This is a genomic window from Psychrobacillus sp. FSL K6-1267 (assembly GCF_038003265.1).
GTDB classification, from domain to species: Bacteria; Bacillota; Bacilli; order Bacillales_A; family Planococcaceae; genus Psychrobacillus; species Psychrobacillus faecigallinarum.
In genome coordinates, this window is the sequence record NZ_JBBOOR010000001.1 from 1410614 (window position 1) to 1429869 (window position 19256).

The 19256-nt window shown below is 38.3% G+C and carries 20 protein-coding genes; 19 read left to right on the forward strand and 1 reads right to left on the reverse strand.

Annotated elements, in window-relative coordinates:
* The first annotated feature begins 1 nt into the window (after position 1).
* The 3 genes from rpe to spoVM are packed head-to-tail and all read left to right on the forward strand — an operon-like array spanning position 2 to position 1432.
* Positions 2-670, forward strand: coding sequence for a ribulose-phosphate 3-epimerase (gene rpe, locus MHB55_RS06840; RefSeq protein WP_144538014.1), 669 nt, complete (start codon positions 2-4; stop codon positions 668-670).
* Positions 667-1323 (forward strand): thiamine diphosphokinase, encoded by a 657-nt coding sequence (locus MHB55_RS06845; RefSeq protein ID WP_144538015.1) that lies wholly within the window; start codon positions 667-669, stop codon positions 1321-1323. The genes rpe and MHB55_RS06845 overlap by 4 nt, the downstream gene beginning before the upstream one ends.
* A gap of 16 nt (positions 1324-1339) precedes the next feature.
* A complete protein-coding gene (spoVM, locus tag MHB55_RS06850) occupies positions 1340-1432 on the forward strand; it encodes a stage V sporulation protein SpoVM (protein ID WP_144538016.1) in 93 nt (30 codons plus the stop codon).
* Between the two features lie 61 nt (positions 1433-1493).
* On the opposite strand, the gene rpmB is transcribed toward spoVM, so the two are convergent.
* Positions 1494-1682, reverse strand: coding sequence for a 50S ribosomal protein L28 (gene rpmB / locus MHB55_RS06855; RefSeq protein WP_093263405.1), 189 nt, complete (start codon positions 1680-1682; stop codon positions 1494-1496).
* 322 nt (positions 1683-2004) lie between these two features.
* On the opposite strand from rpmB, the gene MHB55_RS06860 reads away from it, so the two are divergent.
* The 16 genes from MHB55_RS06860 to rpsP all read left to right on the forward strand — a co-directional run bounded on the left by MHB55_RS06860 (position 2005) and on the right by rpsP (position 19256).
* Positions 2005-2367 (forward strand): Asp23/Gls24 family envelope stress response protein, encoded by a 363-nt coding sequence (locus tag MHB55_RS06860; RefSeq protein ID WP_144538017.1) that lies wholly within the window; start codon positions 2005-2007, stop codon positions 2365-2367.
* A gap of 16 nt (positions 2368-2383) precedes the next feature.
* Positions 2384-4039 (forward strand): DAK2 domain-containing protein, encoded by a 1656-nt coding sequence (locus MHB55_RS06865; protein ID WP_154311149.1) that lies wholly within the window; start codon positions 2384-2386, stop codon positions 4037-4039.
* Positions 4040-4263: 224 nt separating this feature from the next.
* Complete coding sequence (gene sdaAB, locus MHB55_RS06870) at positions 4264-4926, forward strand: L-serine ammonia-lyase, iron-sulfur-dependent subunit beta (protein WP_144538019.1); 663 nt, start codon at positions 4264-4266, stop codon at positions 4924-4926.
* 11 nt (positions 4927-4937) lie between these two features.
* Positions 4938-5837 carry an L-serine ammonia-lyase, iron-sulfur-dependent, subunit alpha gene (gene sdaAA / locus MHB55_RS06875; RefSeq protein WP_154311148.1) on the forward strand — a complete coding sequence of 300 codons (900 nt, stop codon included), beginning with the start codon at positions 4938-4940 and terminating at the stop codon, positions 5835-5837.
* Positions 5806-7875, forward strand: a complete 2070-nt coding sequence (gene recG / locus MHB55_RS06880) for an ATP-dependent DNA helicase RecG (protein ID WP_445678229.1) — start codon at positions 5806-5808, stop codon at positions 7873-7875. Before sdaAA ends, recG begins: the two co-directional genes overlap by 32 nt.
* A gap of 97 nt (positions 7876-7972) precedes the next feature.
* Positions 7973-8539, forward strand: coding sequence for a transcription factor FapR (gene fapR / locus MHB55_RS06885; protein ID WP_144538022.1), 567 nt, complete (start codon positions 7973-7975; stop codon positions 8537-8539).
* A gap of 15 nt (positions 8540-8554) precedes the next feature.
* Positions 8555-9550: a phosphate acyltransferase PlsX gene (gene plsX, locus MHB55_RS06890; protein ID WP_340862876.1), complete on the forward strand. Its 996-nt coding sequence runs from the start codon at positions 8555-8557 to the stop codon at positions 9548-9550.
* The gene (fabD, locus tag MHB55_RS06895) at positions 9543-10493 is read left to right on the forward strand and encodes an ACP S-malonyltransferase (protein WP_154311145.1); all 951 of its coding nucleotides are present in this window, start codon (positions 9543-9545) and stop codon (positions 10491-10493) included. The genes plsX and fabD overlap by 8 nt, the downstream gene beginning before the upstream one ends.
* Positions 10486-11232, forward strand: coding sequence for a 3-oxoacyl-[acyl-carrier-protein] reductase (fabG, locus tag MHB55_RS06900; RefSeq protein WP_340862877.1), 747 nt, complete (start codon positions 10486-10488; stop codon positions 11230-11232). Before fabD ends, fabG begins: the two co-directional genes overlap by 8 nt.
* 115 nt (positions 11233-11347) lie before the next feature.
* Complete coding sequence (acpP, locus tag MHB55_RS06905; RefSeq protein WP_093263354.1) at positions 11348-11584, forward strand: acyl carrier protein; 237 nt, start codon at positions 11348-11350, stop codon at positions 11582-11584.
* Between the two features lie 177 nt (positions 11585-11761).
* Entirely contained in the window at positions 11762-12520 is a 759-nt protein-coding gene (gene rnc / locus MHB55_RS06910; protein WP_151110581.1) for a ribonuclease III, read from the forward strand.
* A gap of 3 nt (positions 12521-12523) precedes the next feature.
* Positions 12524-16078: a chromosome segregation protein SMC gene (gene smc, locus MHB55_RS06915; protein WP_340862878.1), complete on the forward strand. Its 3555-nt coding sequence runs from the start codon at positions 12524-12526 to the stop codon at positions 16076-16078.
* A gap of 13 nt (positions 16079-16091) precedes the next feature.
* Positions 16092-17111 (forward strand): signal recognition particle-docking protein FtsY, encoded by a 1020-nt coding sequence (ftsY, locus tag MHB55_RS06920; protein ID WP_151110576.1) that lies wholly within the window; start codon positions 16092-16094, stop codon positions 17109-17111.
* A 73-nt stretch (positions 17112-17184) separates the two neighbouring features.
* Positions 17185-17511: a putative DNA-binding protein gene (locus tag MHB55_RS06925; RefSeq protein ID WP_144538029.1), complete on the forward strand. Its 327-nt coding sequence runs from the start codon at positions 17185-17187 to the stop codon at positions 17509-17511.
* Between the two features lie 13 nt (positions 17512-17524).
* Positions 17525-18880, forward strand: a complete 1356-nt coding sequence (gene ffh / locus MHB55_RS06930; RefSeq protein WP_151110574.1) for a signal recognition particle protein — start codon at positions 17525-17527, stop codon at positions 18878-18880.
* A gap of 103 nt (positions 18881-18983) precedes the next feature.
* Positions 18984-19256, forward strand: coding sequence for a 30S ribosomal protein S16 (gene rpsP / locus MHB55_RS06935; RefSeq protein ID WP_053590001.1), 273 nt, complete (start codon positions 18984-18986; stop codon positions 19254-19256).

Genomic DNA, 19256 nt, shown 5'->3' on the forward strand with positions numbered 1-19256 from the left:
AATGATAAAAATTGCACCTTCCATCTTAGCCGCAAATTTTGCTAAATTAGGAGAAGAAGTTTTAGAGGTTGAAAAGGCTGGAGCTGAACTTATTCATATTGATGTGATGGACGGCCACTTTGTTCCCAATATTACGATGGGTCCAATTGTTGTGGAAGCTCTTCGTCCACTAACAAATCTACCGCTGGATGTACATTTAATGATTGAAAATGCAGACCAGTACATTGAAGCTTTCGCTAAGGCAGGAGCTGATTATATTACAGTACATGTGGAGGCTTGTCCGCATCTACATAGAACTATTCAACTGATTCGTTCCTTTGGAGTTAAGCCCGGGATCGTATTAAACCCACATACACCAATAGAAACTATTCAACATGTGTTAGAGGATATAGACATGGTTTTATTTATGACAGTGAATCCAGGATTTGGTGGTCAAAAGTTTATTCATTCTGTTGTACCGAAAGTAAAACAGCTTTCACAGATTATTAAAGAAAGAAATCTTTCTATAGAAATAGAGATTGATGGTGGTATTAACGAAGAAACTATTGTTCCTTGTGTAGAAGCTGGTGCAACTATTCTTGTAGCTGGCTCTGCTATATACAACGCACCAGATAAAGCTAAAGCTCTTCAAAGAATTAAAGCTGCTGGATTAAGCGCGGTTTCTAGATGAAACGTGTCTTCATTTGTTCTGGAGGCCCTTTAGAGGAAGTTGTTGATCTTAGACAGCTTCCTTTTTTTCAAGAAGAAACTATTTTCATTGGAGCAGATAGAGGTGCCTTTCATTTAATCAATGCTAACATTATTCCAAATGAGATTATTGGTGATTTCGATTCTATTAGCGAGGAAGAGCTGAACGTTTTACGTGAAAAAATAACTCATATATCTATTTTGCCTACGGATAAGGATGAGACAGATACACACTTAGCGTTATTAGAGGCTATGAAATATAATCCAACAGAAGTCATTTTAACTGGTGCAAGTGGCGCACGCTTAGATCACTATCAAGCTGCTTTACATGACGTTTATTACTTCCAGAAACGGTATCCAAAAGTATCCTTTTATATTCAAAACAATAAAAATAAACTTCAATTTTTACTACCTGGTACTCATTACATACAAAAACAGGAAGAATACAAATATATTTCCCTCTACCCTTTTGGTGAGAAGATTGGGAACGTGAATCTTGATGGTTTCTTATACAATGTAGAAAATGAAGTAGTGAATTATGGTAATGCGAAGTTTACTAGTAATGAACAAGTAGAACGAACAAGTACTATCTCCTTTGAGTCGGGCATATGTTTAATGATAAGAAGCAGTGACTAAAAGGGAGGAAATATGTGTGAAGGTCTACACTTTTAAATTACCTAAATCAGTTAGTAGTATTATGAAGGTATGTATTCGTCTGTTTAAAAAGGACGAGGAGAAAAAATAGTTTTAGACAGAAATAATGCCAGGTCGACGAATAGTCAACCTGGCATTAACTATGAGAGCGATTATACGCGCTCAATTTTTCCTGATTTTAAAGCTCTAGCAGAAACCCATACACGTTTAGGTTTACCGTCTACAAGAATACGGACCTTTTGAAGGTTTGCCCCCCATGTACGCTTGTTAGCGTTCATTGCGTGAGAACGAGCATTACCAGAACGAGCTTTACGCCCAGTGATTGCACATACTTTTGGCATTATAATTTCCTCCTTTAAAAAAGAAGCTGAAAGATTTTTCAGTTCGATATTTCACATACTTTAATAATTTACCACAGTCTCTTTTGATAAGCAAGTATATCAAGAAAAAAACCTTTACACTATAAAATAGAAAAGTTGGTTTGGCTTTGACTTGCAGTAATGGTCTTTACATAGTTACTATAGTATCAGGAATTGTATTTTCACGAAATGGCAATCTAATTACACTTTATGCAAAAAGTAGACGAATAGAAACGTGTCTTTTATAATTTTAAAGGGTGTAGTACAATAAGGGATAGTCAAAAAGGACTTGGGAGGTTTCAACATGTCAATAGAATTAACAAATGAATTCGGGCACATTGATATATCACAAGATACAATTGCACAGATTGCTGGCGGAGCCGCGATTGAATGCTATGGTATCGTAGGTATGGCATCAAAGCATCAAATCAGAGATGGTTTAACAGATATATTAAGAAAAGAAAATTTTACTAAAGGTGTTATTGTTAGACAGGACAAAGAAGATCTACATATCGATATGTATATTATTGTGAGTTACGGAACAAAAATTTCTGAAATCGCTTATCAAGTCCAATCCAAAGTGAAATATACACTGAATAAATCTCTTGGTATGTCGGTGAAATCCGTAAATGTTTACGTACAAGGAGTTCGCGTGGCAAACGTGTGATTAAGGAGAGAAAACAATGAAATCAATCAATGGTAATCAATTTGCAGATATGGTCAAGATGGGAGCACACCATCTTTTTCAAAACGCGGACTATGTCGATGCATTAAACGTATTTCCTGTTCCTGATGGTGACACAGGGACAAATATGAATCTTTCAATGACCTCGGGAGCTAAAGAAACTGCTGCCCACACGAGTGAGCACATCGGTAAAACTGCTCAAGCATTATCCAAGGGGTTATTGATGGGGGCAAGGGGAAACTCAGGAGTTATCTTATCTCAGCTTTTCAGAGGCTTCGGTAAATCTATTGAGCAATATGCTACTTTGGATGCGAAGCAATTTGCTCAAGCTCTGCAATACGGCGTGGAAACTGCCTATAAAGCGGTTATGAAGCCGGTCGAAGGTACAATTTTGACTGTTGCTAAAGACTCTGCTAAAAAAGCAGTGGAAGTTAGTGAAACTGTTACAGATATCCCTGAATTAATGGCAGCTGTTGTAGAAGAGGCAAAACAATCACTGAATAGAACTCCAGACCTATTACCTGTTTTAAAAGAAGTTGGGGTAGTAGATAGTGGTGGACAAGGCTTAGTATTTGTATATGAGGGCTTCTTAGCAAGCTTAAAGGGAGAAGAACTTCCTGAGAAAACGGTTAGTAACTCTATGGATGATTTGGTAAGTGCCGAGCATCATAAAAGTGTTCAAGGATTTATGGACACGGCAGACATTGAATTCGGATTTTGTACGGAGTTTATGGTTCGTTTCGAAGAAGGGAAAAAATCCTTTGACGAAAATGATTTCCGCAATGATTTAAGTGCATATGGAGATTCTCTATTAGTAATTTCTGACGATGAGATTGCTAAAATTCATATACACTCTGAAACTCCAGGTGAAGTATTGACGTATGGTCAGCAATATGGAGATCTTATCAAAATTAAAATTGAAAATATGCGTCAGCAACATACGGAAATAGTTGGTGAAGGCCATTCAGCTGAAGCTGCTGTAAAAAAAGCTGAAGTGCATCCATATGCAGTGGTTACTGTTGCAATGGGTACCGGAGTTGCAGAATTATTAAGAAGCTTAGGTGCTTCAGCTGTAATAGAAGGTGGACAAACAATGAACCCTTCTACAGAGGATATTGTAAAAGCAATTGAATCGGTAGGTGCAGAGCGTGTATTAATCCTTCCAAATAACAAAAATATTGTAATGGCTGCTGAACAAGCGGCTGAAGTATTAGGAATAGAAGCAGCTGTTGTGCCAACAAAAACGATTCCTCAAGGGATGGCTGCAATTTTGGCATTCAATGCTCAAGTAAGTGTTGAAGAAAACAAAAAGAATATGACTGCAGCATTTTCTCATGTAAAAACTGGTCAGGTTACCTTTGCTGTTCGTGATACGTCCATTGACGGCGTTGAGATTAAAAAAGATGATTTCATGTCTTTAGCAGAAGGTAAAATTATTCTTTCTCAGCCTTCTAGAGTCGAAGCAGCCACTAAACTGGCAAATGAATTGATTGATAATGATTCAGAAATAGTAACTGTTATATACGGCGAAGATGTTTCTGAAGAAGAAGCAGGCAAGTTTGCTGCTTATATCGAAGAACAATTTGAGGATGTTGAAGTAGAACTTTATAACGGTAAACAACCGTTATATCCATATATCTTATCGGTCGAATAAAGAAGAGCGACTCCGCGTGGGAGAAATCCCACGCGTTTTTTTTAAGATGTGAGGCTGAATTATTAAAAAAATATTTGCTGACATTTTCATCAAACAATTAGGATATGTTAATTTAATCATCCTTTAACAAGGATGAGTATTGTATTTCTTTCGTACAATACTTTTGTTTAAACATCCCAATAAGTGTAAAATAGAATTATTAACATGAAAGAGAGGTCTGTCAATTGAAATTCAAGTCTGTTTTTGACATAATTGGACCGGTTATGATTGGACCATCCTCTTCTCACACTGCTGGAGCAGCACGTATAGGGCGGGTGGCAAGAGATTTATTTGGAAAGCAACCTACATGGGCAAAAATCCATCTTTATGGTTCCTTTGCCGAGACATATAAAGGACATGGAACGGATGTCGCAATTATCGGCGGCTTACTTGATTACGACACTTTTGATGAGCGGATTAAAACTGCGTTTAGTGATGCAGAAAAAGTTGGCTTGTCTTATGAATTTATCCCTGAGACAGGACATACCGAGCATCCAAACACAGCAAGGATTGTGTTAGGAGACGACGAACGAGAAATGTCGATGGTTGGTATTTCTATTGGTGGAGGTAAGACAGAAATAACTGAACTTAATGGTTTTCCATTAAGGTTATCCGGCAACTTAGCTGCTATATTAGTAGTTCATGAAGATCGTTCAGGATGTATTGCAAGCGTTGCCAATTGCTTGGCAAAGTATGATATAAATATCGGTCATATGGAGGTTTCTCGAAAAGAGAAAGGGAATATGGCCCTGATGGTTATTGAAGTTGACCAAAATGTGAACGAGGATATATTAGAAGAACTTAAGACCTTGCCGAATATAACCAAGGTTACAAGGATAGTAGATTAAGGAGGGGTACGATGGAAGTCTTATTTCGGAATGTGCGTGAATTAGTAGATAGAGCTAACAAAGAAAATAAGCTGATATCTGAAATAATGATCGAGCAAGAAATTCTTATGACAGAACGCACCCGTGAAGAAATTTTAACACAAATGGATCGTAATCTAACGGTTATGGAAGAAGCTGTAGAGAAGGGACTAAAGGGAGTTCATTCAACTTCTGGGTTGACTGGAGGAGATGCGGTACTTTTACAAGCTTATATGCAAAAGGGGAACTCTCTTTCAGGAGAGTTAATGCTGGATGCTGTAAGTAAAGCAGTGGCAACCAATGAGGTAAACGCGGCAATGGGTACTATCTGTGCAACACCTACAGCTGGATCTGCAGGTGTTGTGCCAGGAACTTTATTTGCTGTCAAAAATAAATTAAATCCAACTCGTGAACAGATGATCCGATATCTTTTTACTGCAGGTGCATTCGGGTTTGTCGTAGCTAACAATGCTTCTATATCTGGAGCTGCGGGTGGTTGTCAAGCAGAGGTAGGGTCTGCAGCGGGTATGGCCGCGGCCGCTATTGTAGAGATGGCTGGTGGTACACCGTCGCAATGCTCAGAAGCATTTGCTATTACACTAAAAAACATGCTTGGATTAGTTTGTGACCCTGTTGCCGGATTAGTGGAAGTACCTTGTGTGAAGAGAAATGCAATGGGTGCCTCTAATTCTTTAGTGGCAGCAGATATGGCTTTAGCCGGGGTTACTAGTCGAATACCATGCGATGAAGTAATAGATGCTATGTATAAAATAGGTCAAACAATGCCAACAGCATTAAAAGAAACTGCTCAAGGAGGATTAGCTGCTACACCAACAGGAAAATGGTTAGAAGCAAAGATCTTTGGCGGGGCTGTGGTCAGCAGTGGAAAATAAGGTAGACGAATTAGTTACCTCTTTAAAGGGTGTTGGAAGTGGGACTGCTAAGGCGTTAGAAGAGCTAGGGATTATCACATTAGAGGATTTAGTGATGACCTTTCCTTATAGACATGAAGATTTTCGATTAAAAAACTTAGCAGAAACAGCTCATAATGAGAGAGTAACAGTGGAAGGAAGGGTCGAAAGTGAACCTTCTCTTCTTTTTTTAGGAAAAAATAAATCCAGATTGCAGGTTCGTTTGTTGGCTGGACAGCATCTGATTAAGGCAGTATTTTTTAACCAAGCCTATTTGAAATCTAAAATTACACCTGGATCTGTAATCACGGTTACTGGCAAGTGGGACAGAGGGCGTCAGGTTATTAATGTCTCTACCTTTTCTGCAGGACCGAAAACGGACCAACAGGATTTTGAACCTGTCTATTCGCTAAAAGGGTCCATAAGCCAAAAGATTTTCAGACGATTCATGAGACAAGCTTTAGATGAGTTAAAAGGGTATATTATGGACCCTTTACCGGAATCTATCCGTTCCGCTTATAAACTACCCGACATAGTAGAAGCTCTCGAGGGGATACATTTTCCGCAGGATGCCAATCATTCAAAAAATGCAAGAAGACGGTTTGTTTATGAGGAATTACTTAACTTTCAACTAAAAATGCAGGCGATTAAGAAAGTCCGAAAAGAACAAAATGTTGGGAATAGTATTGCTTTTGACAATGAACGATTAAAAATCCTCATTGAATCCTTACCTTATGAGCTAACGGATGCTCAAAAGAGAGTTGTCAATGAGATTTGTCGAGATTTGAAGGAGCCACATCGTATGAATAGACTTTTGCAAGGGGATGTGGGATCTGGAAAGACAGTCGTGGCCGCTATTTGTTTATATGCAATTATTACTGCTGGATATCAAGGAGCTTTGATGGCGCCAACAGAGATACTTGCAGAGCAGCACGCCGCTTCCTTAGATGCATGGCTCGCTCCGCTTGGAGTTAGAATTGCACTTTTAACAGGATCTACCAAACAAAAAGCAAGAAGAATTGTATTGGAAAATTTAGCAGAAGGTAATATTGATTTGCTCATAGGTACTCATGCATTAATCCAACCTGAAGTTTCTTTTAAAAAGCTTGGTTTGGTTATAACCGATGAGCAGCATCGTTTCGGTGTAGAGCAAAGAAAAGTATTAAAGGAAAAAGGAGAGAATCCTGATGTACTTTTTATGACGGCAACTCCTATTCCACGAACTTTAGCGATAACAGCATTTGGAGAAATGGATGTTTCTATTATCGATCAAATGCCAGCTGGAAGAAAATCAATTGATACACATTGGATGAAGGAGGACCAACTTCCTAAACTAATTAGTCGGTTGAAAAAAGAACTAGCAAATGGTAGACAAGCCTATATTATCTGTCCCCTAATTGAGGAGTCTGAAAAATTAGACGTTCAAAATGCTGTCGATGTTTACAATATGATGTCAAATGAACTTGGTAAAGATTACACTGTTGGCTTAATGCACGGTCGACTTCACTCCGATGAAAAGGATGAAGTGATGAGAGAATTCACGGATGGAAATATTCATGTGTTAGTTTCTACAACAGTTGTGGAAGTAGGAGTAAATGTTCCTAATGCTTCGTTCATGATTATTTTTGATGCAGAACGCTTTGGACTTGCTCAACTGCACCAACTTCGCGGAAGGGTAGGACGTGGAGAGCATCAATCTTATTGTATACTTCTTGCAGATCCTAAAACAGAAGAAGGAAAGGAACGCATGATGTCTATGACGGAAACTAACGATGGATTCGTTTTGGCAGAAAAAGATTTAGAACTTCGTGGACCTGGGGATTTCTTCGGGAAAAAGCAAAGTGGCTTACCTGAATTCAAAATTGCCGATTTGGTTCATGATTATAGAGCTTTAAATACAGCTAAAATAGATGCAGAACGTCTACTAGAATCTGAGCATTTCTGGAAATCCGATGAAATGGAAGGTCTTCGAAACACTCTGATAAATTCAAAAGCATTGGATGGAGAAAGGATTAACTAAAAAGAATGCATGGATGATGTGAAATCATTCCTTGCATTCTTTTTTTAATGTTTATATACTGATATTAGTACCAAGTGCTAAAATGGCGGTGAATAGCTTGAAATATACGAAAAAAGAAAGACAAAGGCTTTTATTAGAAACTCTAGATAAAAATCCTTTTATAACGGATGAAAATTTAGCATCTACCTTTAAAGTGAGTGTGCAAACTATTCGTTTGGATCGAATGGAGTTGTCCATTCCTGAGTTGCGTGAGAGAATTAAGTCTGTAGCTGCTCATAATTTTGAAGAAGAGGTTAAATCACTCCCAATCGATGAAGTGATTGGAGAAATTATAGATATAGATTTAGATAAGCAAGCAATATCCTTATTGGATATAACGCAAGACCATGTTTTTGCTAGAAATGGTATAGCTAGAGGACATCATCTATTTGCCCAAGCAAATTCATTGGCGGTCGCGGTCATTAACGATGAGCTGGCTTTAACGAGAAAATCCAACATTACATTTGTGCAGCCAGTGAAGGCTGGAGACCGAGTTATAGCAAAAGCTGTAGTTCTTTCCAGTGATCCTGAAAAAAACAGCACACTTATTAAAGTCACAAGCAAGGTAGAAAATGAAACAGTGTTTGTTGGCGAATTTAACATGTATCGAGAAACTATGACTTAAAAAAGGTGATTAAAAATGAAAATATCTATAGATGCAATGGGCGGAGATAACGCCCCTCATGAAATAGTTAAAGGGGTCTATGAAGCTTTAGAGGCTTTCGACGATCTAGAAATTATTATGTTTGGGGACGAGAATAAACTAGAAACGCTTGTAACTAAGCATGAACGTTTGAAGGTTGTCCATACAGATGAAGTGATTGAAGGAACAGATGAGCCAGTGCGTGCCATCCGTAAAAAGAAAAATTCCTCTATGGTCAAAATGGCAGAATCGGTCAAAAACGGTGAAGCGGATGCTTGTGTTTCTGCTGGTAACACAGGGGCACTGATGGCAGCGGGATTATTCATAGTCGGCAGAATTGACCAAGTAGATCGTCCGGCATTGGCTCCTACTCTACCAACAATTGATGGAAAAGGGTTTGTAATGCTTGATCTTGGTGCAAATGCAGATGCAAAGCCCGAGCATTTGCAGCAATTCGCAGTAATGGGAAGTGTCTATGCGGAGAAGGTTCGTGGGATTTCTAATCCGCGCGTTGGTCTTTTGAATATTGGAACGGAAGATAAAAAGGGAAATGAGCTAACGAAAGCCGCGTTTACACTTTTGAACGAGACCCCTGTTAATTTTATAGGCAATATAGAAGCTAGAGATTTATTGTATGGTGTGGCGGATGTAGTGGTTACAGACGGATTTACAGGCAATATGGTATTAAAAACGATTGAAGGTACGGCAGCAGGGATATTTACCTTATTAAAAGAAGCTTTTAATACTTCGACAAAAACTAAAATCTCAGCATTGCTTGTAAAGGATCAACTAAAAGTATTAAAAAATAAATTGGATTACTCAGAGTATGGTGGAGCAGGGCTTTTTGGCTTAAAGGCTCCTGTTATCAAGGCACATGGTTCTTCTAATGGACGTGCGGTATTCCATGCGATTAGACAAGCGCGAACAATGGTAGAAAATAATGTTTCCGACATTATCTACACAACATTACGAAAGGAATCCTCCAATGACTAAAATAGCTTTTATATTTCCAGGACAAGGTTCCCAGACTGTCGGGATGGGGCAACAGCTAATCGAAAGTAACAGTGAAAGAAAGAAATTTTATGAACGAGCAGATCAAAAGTTAGGGTTCTCCCTATCGGACATCATGTTGAATGGTCCATCTGAGGAACTTACTAAAACTTATCACGCGCAGCCAGCATTACTAACAACAAGCATAATGATTGCAAAATCTTTGATTGACATAGGTATTACGCCAGATTATACTGCTGGTCATAGCTTAGGTGAATACTCTGCGTTAGTAGCATCTGGAGCACTTAGCTTTGAAGATGCAGTTTCGCTAGTTCACCAGCGTGGTCTTTATATGAATGAAGCTGTTCCAGCTGGAGAAGGGGCCATGGCTGCAATATTAGGCCTCGAAGCTTCTTTGTTAAAAGAGGTCACGCAGGAAGTTTCAACCAATGGAGATATAGTGCAAATTGCAAATCTTAACTGCCCTGGTCAAATTGTTATTTCAGGAACAGCGGCAGGAGTAGAAAAGGCTTCTGCTAAAGCGAAGGAGGTAGGTGCTAAAAGAGCAATCCCCTTAGCCGTAAGCGGACCATTCCATTCCGAATTAATGAGACCAGCTGCACATAAACTAGATGCAGCAATTGATTCTATTAATCTTTCGGATGCAATACCTCCAGTTATTTCAAATGTGACAGCCTTGCCAGTAGAGAAGGCGGCAGATATGAAGGATCTATTAGTGGAGCAATTGTATTCTCCAGTCCGCTGGGAAGAGTCTATTCGACAAATGCTTGATCTTGGTGTGGATATATTTATCGAATGTGGTCCTGGTAAAGTATTAAGTGGTCTAGTCAAAAAAGTAGATCGCTCTGTTGCTACTTATTGTGTTTATGATGAGGCTTCCATGCAGCAAGCGATTACTGAAATAGGAGAGGTTATCAATGGGTAAATTAGATGGTAAATCCACAATTGTCACAGGTGCATCTCGAGGTATTGGTAGGGATATTGCACTTTACCTAGCAAGCGAAGGAGCAAAGGTAGCGGTAAATTATAGTGGGAGCAAAGAAAAGGCAGAAGCCGTAGTGAAAGAAATTCAATCGCGCGGTGGTGAAGCCTTTGCTATTCAAGCAAATGTAGATCAAGCTGAGGATGTCCAAAACTTGGTCAATCAAACCATTGAAACCTTCGGCTCCATTGATATTTTAGTTAACAATGCTGGCATTACTCGTGATAATCTACTGATGCGTATGAAGGAGCAAGAGTGGGATGATGTTTTGAATACAAACCTAAAAGGTGTGTTTCTCTGTACAAAGGCTGTTACGAGACAAATGATGAAACAGCGCAAAGGGCGTATTATAAATATAACTTCCATTGTCGGGGTATCTGGAAATGCTGGACAAGCCAATTATGTAGCTGCTAAGGCGGGTGTAATAGGTTTAACAAAATCCTCTGCAAAGGAATTAGCTTCTCGTAATATTACAGTTAACTCAGTTGCTCCTGGTTTTATCACAACTGATATGACTGATGCTTTACCTGAAGATATCAAAAAACAAATGCTTAGCCAAATACCTTTGGCAAAATTCGGTAATCCTGAAGACATTGCTAACGCGGTAGCATTTTTAGCATCAGACGATGCTAGTTATATTACTGGGCAAACTATCCACGTCAATGGCGGCATGTATATGTAATGCCAGACGGAACTTAAGTAAGCACTATCTGATTTAGAATGTATTATATTTCATGTGAAATAGCCTTTCATAGACAAGAAGTTTTTTGTATAATCATTGAGGGGAGGTGACAAATGTGTCAACAGTTTTAGAACGTGTAACTAAAGTTATCGTAGATCGTCTTGGAGTAGACGAAAGCGAAGTAAAATTAGAAGCATCCTTCCGTGATGATTTAGGTGCCGACTCACTAGATGTAGTTGAGTTAGTAATGGAGCTTGAAGATGAGTTCGATATGGAGATTTCGGATGAAGATGCTGAGAATATTTCAACTGTGGGTAGCGCAGTTAGCTATATTGAAAGCAAACAAGGCTAATATCAAATAGTCACATTTTTATATAGTTGCTCTATATACGAAGGTGGATAAAGTTAAATAGCAACAGAGACGTTTTTTATTCTTCCGAATAAAAAGCGTCTCTATTTCTTTTTGCACATTGCTTTATAAACAGGTAAACTTAAACAGATAGATGTTAAGTAAGAAAGGCAGATCAGGATGAAAGTAAATAGAAAAAACAACCACCCTAAAAAAACGGGGTTCCCAGAAAGCGTTAAACAACAGTTCCAAAAATTTCAAAATCATTTTGAAATCCAATTCAATAATCCGACATTATTGTATCAAGCCTTTACCCATTCATCCTATGTGAATGAGCATCGACGTAAGTTTTTCACCGATAACGAACGCTTAGAGTTTCTTGGAGATGCCGTATTAGAATTATCGGTTTCTCAGTACCTATTTCAGCAATATGAGGTAATGAGTGAAGGTCAGCTTACTAAGCTTCGCGCAGCTATTGTATGCGAGCCTTCTTTAGTTGTATTTGCCAATGAATTAGGATTTGGTAAATATGTATTGCTTGGTAAAGGAGAAGAATTAACCGGCGGGCGTGAAAGACCGGCACTTTTAGCAGACGTGTTCGAAGCATTTATCGGTGCATTATATTTAGATCAGGGATTAGAGGTAGTCGTTTCTTTTCTAGAAAAGATTGTCTTTCCTAAAATCGAAGTCGGTGCTTTTTCGCATGTGATGGATTATAAAAGCCAGCTACAAGAAGTAATTCAACAAAAAAACAATGGTACACTTAGCTATGAAATTGTAGAGGAAAAAGGTCCGGCACATAACCGTACCTTTGTTTCACGTGTTATTTTAAATACTAAAGAACTTGGCGTCGGTATAGGACGTTCTAAGAAAGAGGCAGAGCAGCAAGCTGCCAGACTGGCGATACTCGCAATAAAGGATCAAGAACAGGAGGAATAATCGTTGTTCCTTAAGAGATTAGAAATTATTGGATTTAAATCATTTGCTGACAGAATTGGAATAGATTTCGTTCCAGGGGTAACAGCAGTGGTAGGTCCAAATGGTAGTGGGAAAAGTAATGTAACGGATGCTATCAGATGGGTACTAGGGGAACAGTCTGCAAAGTCGCTACGTGGAGCAAAGATGGAAGACGTAATCTTTGCAGGAAGTGATTCTAGAAAGGCATTAAACTTTGCAGAAGTAACCTTAATACTAGATAATTCTGATAATCGCGTCCCTCTTGATTTTGCTGAAATCAGCGTAACAAGAAGAGTTTATCGTTCTGGTGATAGTGAATATCTTCTGAACAAGCAACAGTGTAGATTGAAGGATATAACAGATTTATTTATGGATTCAGGACTTGGAAAAGAAGCGTTCTCTATTATTTCTCAGGGACGAGTGGATGAGATATTAAACAGTCGTCCAGAGGACAGAAGAACGATATTCGAGGAAACAGCAGGTGTTCTAAAATACAAGCAACGCAAGAAAAAAGCAGAATTCAAACTTATCGAAACCGATGACAATTTAAACCGAGTGCTCGATATTCTTCATGAGCTAGATGGACGAATGGAACCTCTGAAAATTCAATCCTCATTGGCTTCTGATTATTTAGAGATGTCTACGGAACTAAAGGATATTGAAATAGCGGTCATTGCTCATGATTTAAATCTTTTTAAGCAGGAAAGTGCAGAGCTACATAATCAACTTCAGCAAATAGACGAACAGAAGAAGCTTCTTCTAACACAGGTTAGTGAGGCAGAAGCTGATATTCTTACTGTTAGAAGAATTATTGGTACAACTGATGAAAAGCTAGATAAAGATCAAGGGGAATTACTTGAAGTAAGCTCTGAGCTAGAACGTTTAGAGGGAAGAAAACTGCTACTTGCCGAGAAAAAACAGAATGCAAGTCAACAAATATCACAGCTTAAAAGAGCTTTGGAAGAAGAAAAGACCAAGCTGCAAACATTTGAAAAGCAATTGGAAGAAAACGTAGTATCCAGTTCTGAGAAAAAAATATTATTAAAAGAACTAAGAGCAAAGAAACTTCAAATAGACCATGTACTTAGCAAATCGGCCTCCGAAGTAGAAGAAGAAATCGAAAACTTGAAGGGCTCTTACATTGATTTGTTAAACGAAGAAGCAACGATGAAAAATGAAATGAAGCATATGGAACAGCAGCTTCAATTTGAACTAGTTTCTTCAGAAAAAATGGTAGAGGATTACCGTGAGATTAAAGAAGAGCTCGAAAAGCTTACAAATAGAAAAAAAGAGATAGAGAAGCAGCTAGAAAGTTGTCAAAAGAATTTGGCGCAAAAGGTGCTAGACTTTAAAACTAAACGAGAAACCTCTGATAAATTAGAGGCCTCCTATGAAGAACAACAGTCAATGCTTCAAAAAGCCTATCAAATGAAGCATCAAATGCAGGCAAGAAAAGACTCTTTGGAGGAGCTTGAGTCAGAGTTTTCCGGATATTTCCAAGGAGTTAAGGAAGTACTGATGGCTCGCGACAAAAAAGAACTAAAAGGTATTCATGGAGCAGTTGCGGAACTAATTCAGATTCCATCGGATTATATGAATGCAATTGATACGGCCATAGGCCAGCAATCGCAACATATTATTACAGATACAAGTCAAGATGCTCGACTGGCAATTGAATGGTTGAAAAAGAAAAGGGTGGGAAGAGCTACCTTCCTTCCATTACAGGTTATGAAGTCTCGTAAATTAACGGAGCAAGCATTGGCCCCTATTAAACAGCATCCATCATTTGTAAATACTGCTGATATGCTAGTGAATTATAATCCTGATTATAAAATTATTATCGAAAGCCTGCTAGGAAATATTATTATAGCGACTGATCTAAAGGGTGCTAACGAAATGGCAGCCCGATTACAATATCGATATCGTTTTGTAACGTTAGATGGAGATGTAGTAAATGCTGGCGGTTCCTTGACTGGGGGTTCCGTGAAGCAGCAGTCATCCGTCTTTACTAGAAAAGCTGAGCTAGAACAATTGAATGACAAGCTAGTGGAGCTACAACAATCTGTTCTACAAGCCGAAAAATCCGTTTCCTTTAAAAGGCAACAGGTTCAGCAACTGAAAATAGAGCTAGAAGAAGCTCGTCTATCCGGAGAAGCATTGCGCGAGGAAGAGCATAAGCTATTATCAGAAGACAGAGAATGTGTGGCAATTATTTCTCGGCTGACCAATCGATTATTAGAGTTTGACGAGGTGCAGACTGAAAAAAATCACCTACATGAGGATTTAGTCCGCAAAAAAGAACAAACAGCTAAACGTAGTGCAGAAATTAATGAATCCTTAAATTCCATTCAGCAAACAATTGATCAATTGCAATTATTAAAACAACAGTCGATGCAGGAAAAAGACCAAGTACAAAATGAGCTTGGTGAACTTTTATCCTCTATTGCTGTAGTCAATGAACAAGTAAATCAGCAGGACAAAGAAAAGAAGCAACTGGAACAAGAGATTCAAAATTGTTCACAAAAAATCGGTACATTAGAAAAAGAAATTAGCTGGTTTGAAAATGATGATCAGTCTGGACCATCACCGGAAGAAATCAGTCAAATGATTATAAACTTTAAAGAGAAAAAAGATTATTTGATTGATCAAATCAAAACTGACAAAGAGAAAAGACTAGTACTTTCTCAAAAAGTTAATGATTCCGAAAATCATCTAAAGCAACTTCAGCAGCATGTAAATATATACGCCAATGATGAGCGTACATTAGAATTAAGGCTTGGAAAGCTAGAAGTAGAATCTAACTCGCTTCAAAATCAACTAGAAGAAACATATGAATTAACTTTAGAAGAAGCAAAACGAGATTACCCATTTAATATGGATGAGGAGCTTGCTCGTAAAAAGGTCAAATTGTTAAAGCGTTCTATTGAAGAGTTAGGTCCTATTAACTTAGGGTCTATACAAGAATTTGAACAAGTAAGTGAACGCCATTCTTTCTTGACTGAACAACGGGAAGATTTGCTTTCTGCTCAAGAGACACTTCATGAAGTCATTAAGGAAATGGATGAAGAAATGACCATCCGTTTCGAAACTACCTTTAATGAAATTCAAAGGAATTTTAAAGTGGTATTTAGACAATTATTTGGTGGAGGACAGGCAGACTTAGTGTTAACGGATCCTAGTTCAATGCTTGATACTGGTATAGATATCGTGGCGCAGCCACCAGGCAAAAAGCTCCAAAATCTTTCTCTCTTATCTGGTGGAGAGCGTGCGCTAACAGCTATTGCCTTATTATTTTCTATCCTGCACACACGTCCGGTTCCATTCTGTATTTTGGATGAGGTGGAGGCTGCACTGGATGAAGCTAATGTAACTCGCTATAGTGATTACTTGAAGAAATTTAGTCATGATACGCAGTTTATCGTTATTACTCATCGCAAGGGCACTATGGAGGGAGCGGATGTCCTGTATGGAATCACTATGCAGGAATCAGGAATATCCAAGCTCGTTTCTGTAAAATTAGAAGAAGAATTAGTAACTTAAAAGGAGTTTAACTATGAGCTTTTTTAAAAAAATGAAAGAAAAGATGTTAGGTTCTACACCAGAGGCGGAAGAAACAGTCTCCATTACCAATAAATTTAAAGAAGGTCTATCGAAAACACGAAATCAGTTTACTTCTAAAGTAAATGACTTAGTAGCAAAGTATCGTAAGGTCGATGAGGATTTCTTTGAGGAATTAGAAGAAATTTTACTTCAAGCAGATGTTGGATTTGAAACAGTAGTGGAGTTAATGGACAAACTCCGCTTTGAAGTTCAACGAAAAAACATCAAGGATACAGCTGGTATTCAATCGGTTATTTCAGAAAAATTGGTAGAAATTTATGAAGCTGGAGATAAAGATTTAACAGAGCTTCAGCTAGAAGAAGATGGGTTGACTGTTATTCTTTTTGTAGGAGTAAATGGAGTAGGAAAAACTACGACCATTGGCAAGCTTGCACATCGATTAAATAATGATGGCAAGAAAGTTATGCTTGCTGCTGGAGATACATTCCGTGCGGGCGCAATCGATCAGCTTCAGGTATGGGGAGATCGTGTAGGAGTAGAGGTTATTAAGCAGGCGGAAGGATCGGACCCTGCTGCTGTTATGTATGATGCAATTCGAGCTGCAAAGACAAGAAAGGCGGATGTCTTGATTTGTGACACTGCTGGTCGCCTACAAAATAAGGTCAATTTAATGAATGAATTAGAAAAGATCCATCGTGTCATTTCAAGAGAAGTACCAAATGCCCCTCATGAGGTATTATTAGCTCTAGATGCCACTACAGGTCAAAATGCGCTTGTTCAAGCTCAAACTTTCAAGGAAGCAACAAATGTTACCGGAATTGTTTTAACAAAGCTTGACGGCACGGCTAAGGGCGGTATAGTACTTGCCATTCGTAACAAACTGCATATTCCAGTTAAATTTGTTGGTCTGGGAGAGCAAATGGATGACCTTCAGCCTTTTGATGCAGAGAAATACGTATATGGATTATTTGCAGAAGGCTTAGAGTTAGAAGAAACAACAGAAGACAAGTAATTTTACTTGACAGTTAAAGACTCTGTTTATAAACTATAAGATGAACCATTACACATGGTAAGGAGAGATGGGCATGATTGAAAAAACAACTCGCATGAATTTTCTCTTCGATTTTTACCAGGCTTTATTGACAGATAAACAACGAAGCTATATGCAGCTTTATTATTTAGATGATTTATCACTTGGAGAGATTGCAGAAGAATATAATATCTCTAGACAGGCTGTTTATGATAATATTCGTCGCACTGAAGCAATGTTAGAAGAATATGAAGATAAATTAAATCTTCTATCTAAGTTTGAAAAACGACAAGAAACCATTAAACAGCTTTTACAAATAGCAAAAGATAAATCATCAGTAGAACTGACTCAACTCATTGAGCAATTAAAAGAATGGGATTAGGAGGCGAGCTTGCATGGCATTTGAAGGATTAGCTGAGCGTCTTCAAGGGACGATTCAGAAAATCAAAGGAAAAGGCAAAATTTCTGAGGCTGATGTCAAAGAGATGATGCGTGAGGTTCGCTATGCGTTATTGGAAGCGGACGTTAACTTAAAGGTAGTAAAAGAGTTCGTCAAAAATGTTTCAGAACGAGCTGTTGGTCAAGAGGTTATGAAAAGTCTAACTCCAGGTCAACAGGTCATTAAAATTGTAAAAGACGAATTGACCCAGTTGATGGGTGGAGAACAAAGTCAAATAGCTTTCTCTTCTAGACCACCAACTGTGATTATGATGGTGGGGCTTCAAGGTGCCGGTAAAACAACTACTACAGGTAAGCTAGCCAACGTACTTCGTAAAAAATACAATAAAAAACCTTTATTGATTGCTGCGGATATTTATCGTCCTGCTGCTGTTAAGCAGCTTGAAACGATTGGAAAACAGCTTTCTTTACCTGTTTTTCAACTTGGTACTGATATTTCACCAGTAGAAATAGTTAAAAAGGGTCTAGAGCATGCAAAAGAGGAGCATTATGACGTTGTGATCGTCGATACGGCTGGTCGTCTTCATATTGATGAGACTTTAATGCAAGAGCTTAAAGATATTCGCGCCTTAAAAGAACCAGATGAAGTATTCTTAGTAGTAGATGCAATGACAGGGCAGGATGCAGTCAATGTAGCTAATAATTTCAATGAATCGATTGGAATAACTGGGGTAGTTCTTACAAAGTTAGATGGGGATACTCGAGGAGGAGCAGCTCTTTCCATACGTTCAATCACTCAAAAACCGATTAAATTCGTCGGAATGGGAGAAAAAATGGATGCTCTAGAGCCGTTCCACCCGGAGCGTATGGCTTCTCGGATTTTAGGCATGGGCGATATGATGTCTCTAATTGAAAAAGCACAAGCGAATGTGGATGAAGAAAAGGCGAAGGAATTGGAAGAAAAATTCCGTACGCAGTCTTTTACATTCGATGACTTTTTAGAGCAGCTTAGCCAAGTTAAACAAATGGGTCCACTAGATGAAATTTTAAAAATGCTTCCAGGAGCAAATAAAATTAAAGGGTTGGAAAATGCAAAGGTCGATGAGAAGCAAATGGATCGTGTAGAAGCGATTATATACTCTATGACTACGCAAGAGAAGACGAATCCTGAGATTATTAATGGACCAAGAAAGAAAAGAATTGCTAAAGGGTCTGGAACAACAATTCAAGATATTAACAGACTTTTGAAGCAATTTGAAGACATGAAAAAAATGATGAAGCAAATGACTAATATGCAACAAAAAGGAAAGAAAAAGATGAAAATGCCTGGTTTTGACTCTCTTTTCAAGTAAATTTCCTAGAAAAAAATAAGGTGTTAAGAAAAAACACTTTACAAACAATTAAAACCTTGATAATATACTATCTTGTGTGAAACTATTCGGAGGTGCAATAAAAATGGCAGTTAAAATTCGTTTAAAACGTATGGGAGCAAAAAAATCTCCTTTCTATCGTATTGTAGTAGCAGACTCTCGCTCACCACGTGACGGTCGTCAAATTGAAACAGTAGGTACTTACAACCCACTTACTAAACCAGCAGAAGTTAAAATTAACGAAGAATTAGCGTTAAAATGGCTTCAAGATGGTGCAAAACCATCTGATACAGTACGTAACTTGTTCTCTGAACAAGGTATTATGGAAAAATTCCATAACGCAAAACTCGGCAAATAA

Coding starts and splice junctions, on each gene's coding strand:
- MHB55_RS06845 (WP_144538015.1), top strand. CDS start 667: ATGAAACGTGTCTTCATTTGTTCTGGAGGCCCTTTAGAGGAAGTTGTT.
- rnc (WP_151110581.1), top strand. CDS start 11,762: ATGAAAGTAAATAGAAAAAACAACCACCCTAAAAAAACGGGGTTCCCA.
- MHB55_RS06865 (WP_154311149.1), top strand. CDS start 2,384: ATGAAATCAATCAATGGTAATCAATTTGCAGATATGGTCAAGATGGGA.
- ffh (WP_151110574.1), top strand. CDS start 17,525: ATGGCATTTGAAGGATTAGCTGAGCGTCTTCAAGGGACGATTCAGAAA.
- sdaAA (WP_154311148.1), top strand. CDS start 4,938: ATGGAAGTCTTATTTCGGAATGTGCGTGAATTAGTAGATAGAGCTAAC.
- fabD (WP_154311145.1), top strand. CDS start 9,543: ATGACTAAAATAGCTTTTATATTTCCAGGACAAGGTTCCCAGACTGTC.
- fabG (WP_340862877.1), top strand. CDS start 10,486: ATGGGTAAATTAGATGGTAAATCCACAATTGTCACAGGTGCATCTCGA.
- rpe (WP_144538014.1), top strand. CDS start 2: ATGATAAAAATTGCACCTTCCATCTTAGCCGCAAATTTTGCTAAATTA.
- rpsP (WP_053590001.1), top strand. CDS start 18,984: ATGGCAGTTAAAATTCGTTTAAAACGTATGGGAGCAAAAAAATCTCCT.
- rpmB (WP_093263405.1), bottom strand. CDS start 1,682: ATGCCAAAAGTATGTGCAATCACTGGGCGTAAAGCTCGTTCTGGTAAT.
- ftsY (WP_151110576.1), top strand. CDS start 16,092: ATGAGCTTTTTTAAAAAAATGAAAGAAAAGATGTTAGGTTCTACACCA.
- MHB55_RS06860 (WP_144538017.1), top strand. CDS start 2,005: ATGTCAATAGAATTAACAAATGAATTCGGGCACATTGATATATCACAA.
- plsX (WP_340862876.1), top strand. CDS start 8,555: ATGAAAATATCTATAGATGCAATGGGCGGAGATAACGCCCCTCATGAA.
- MHB55_RS06925 (WP_144538029.1), top strand. CDS start 17,185: ATGATTGAAAAAACAACTCGCATGAATTTTCTCTTCGATTTTTACCAG.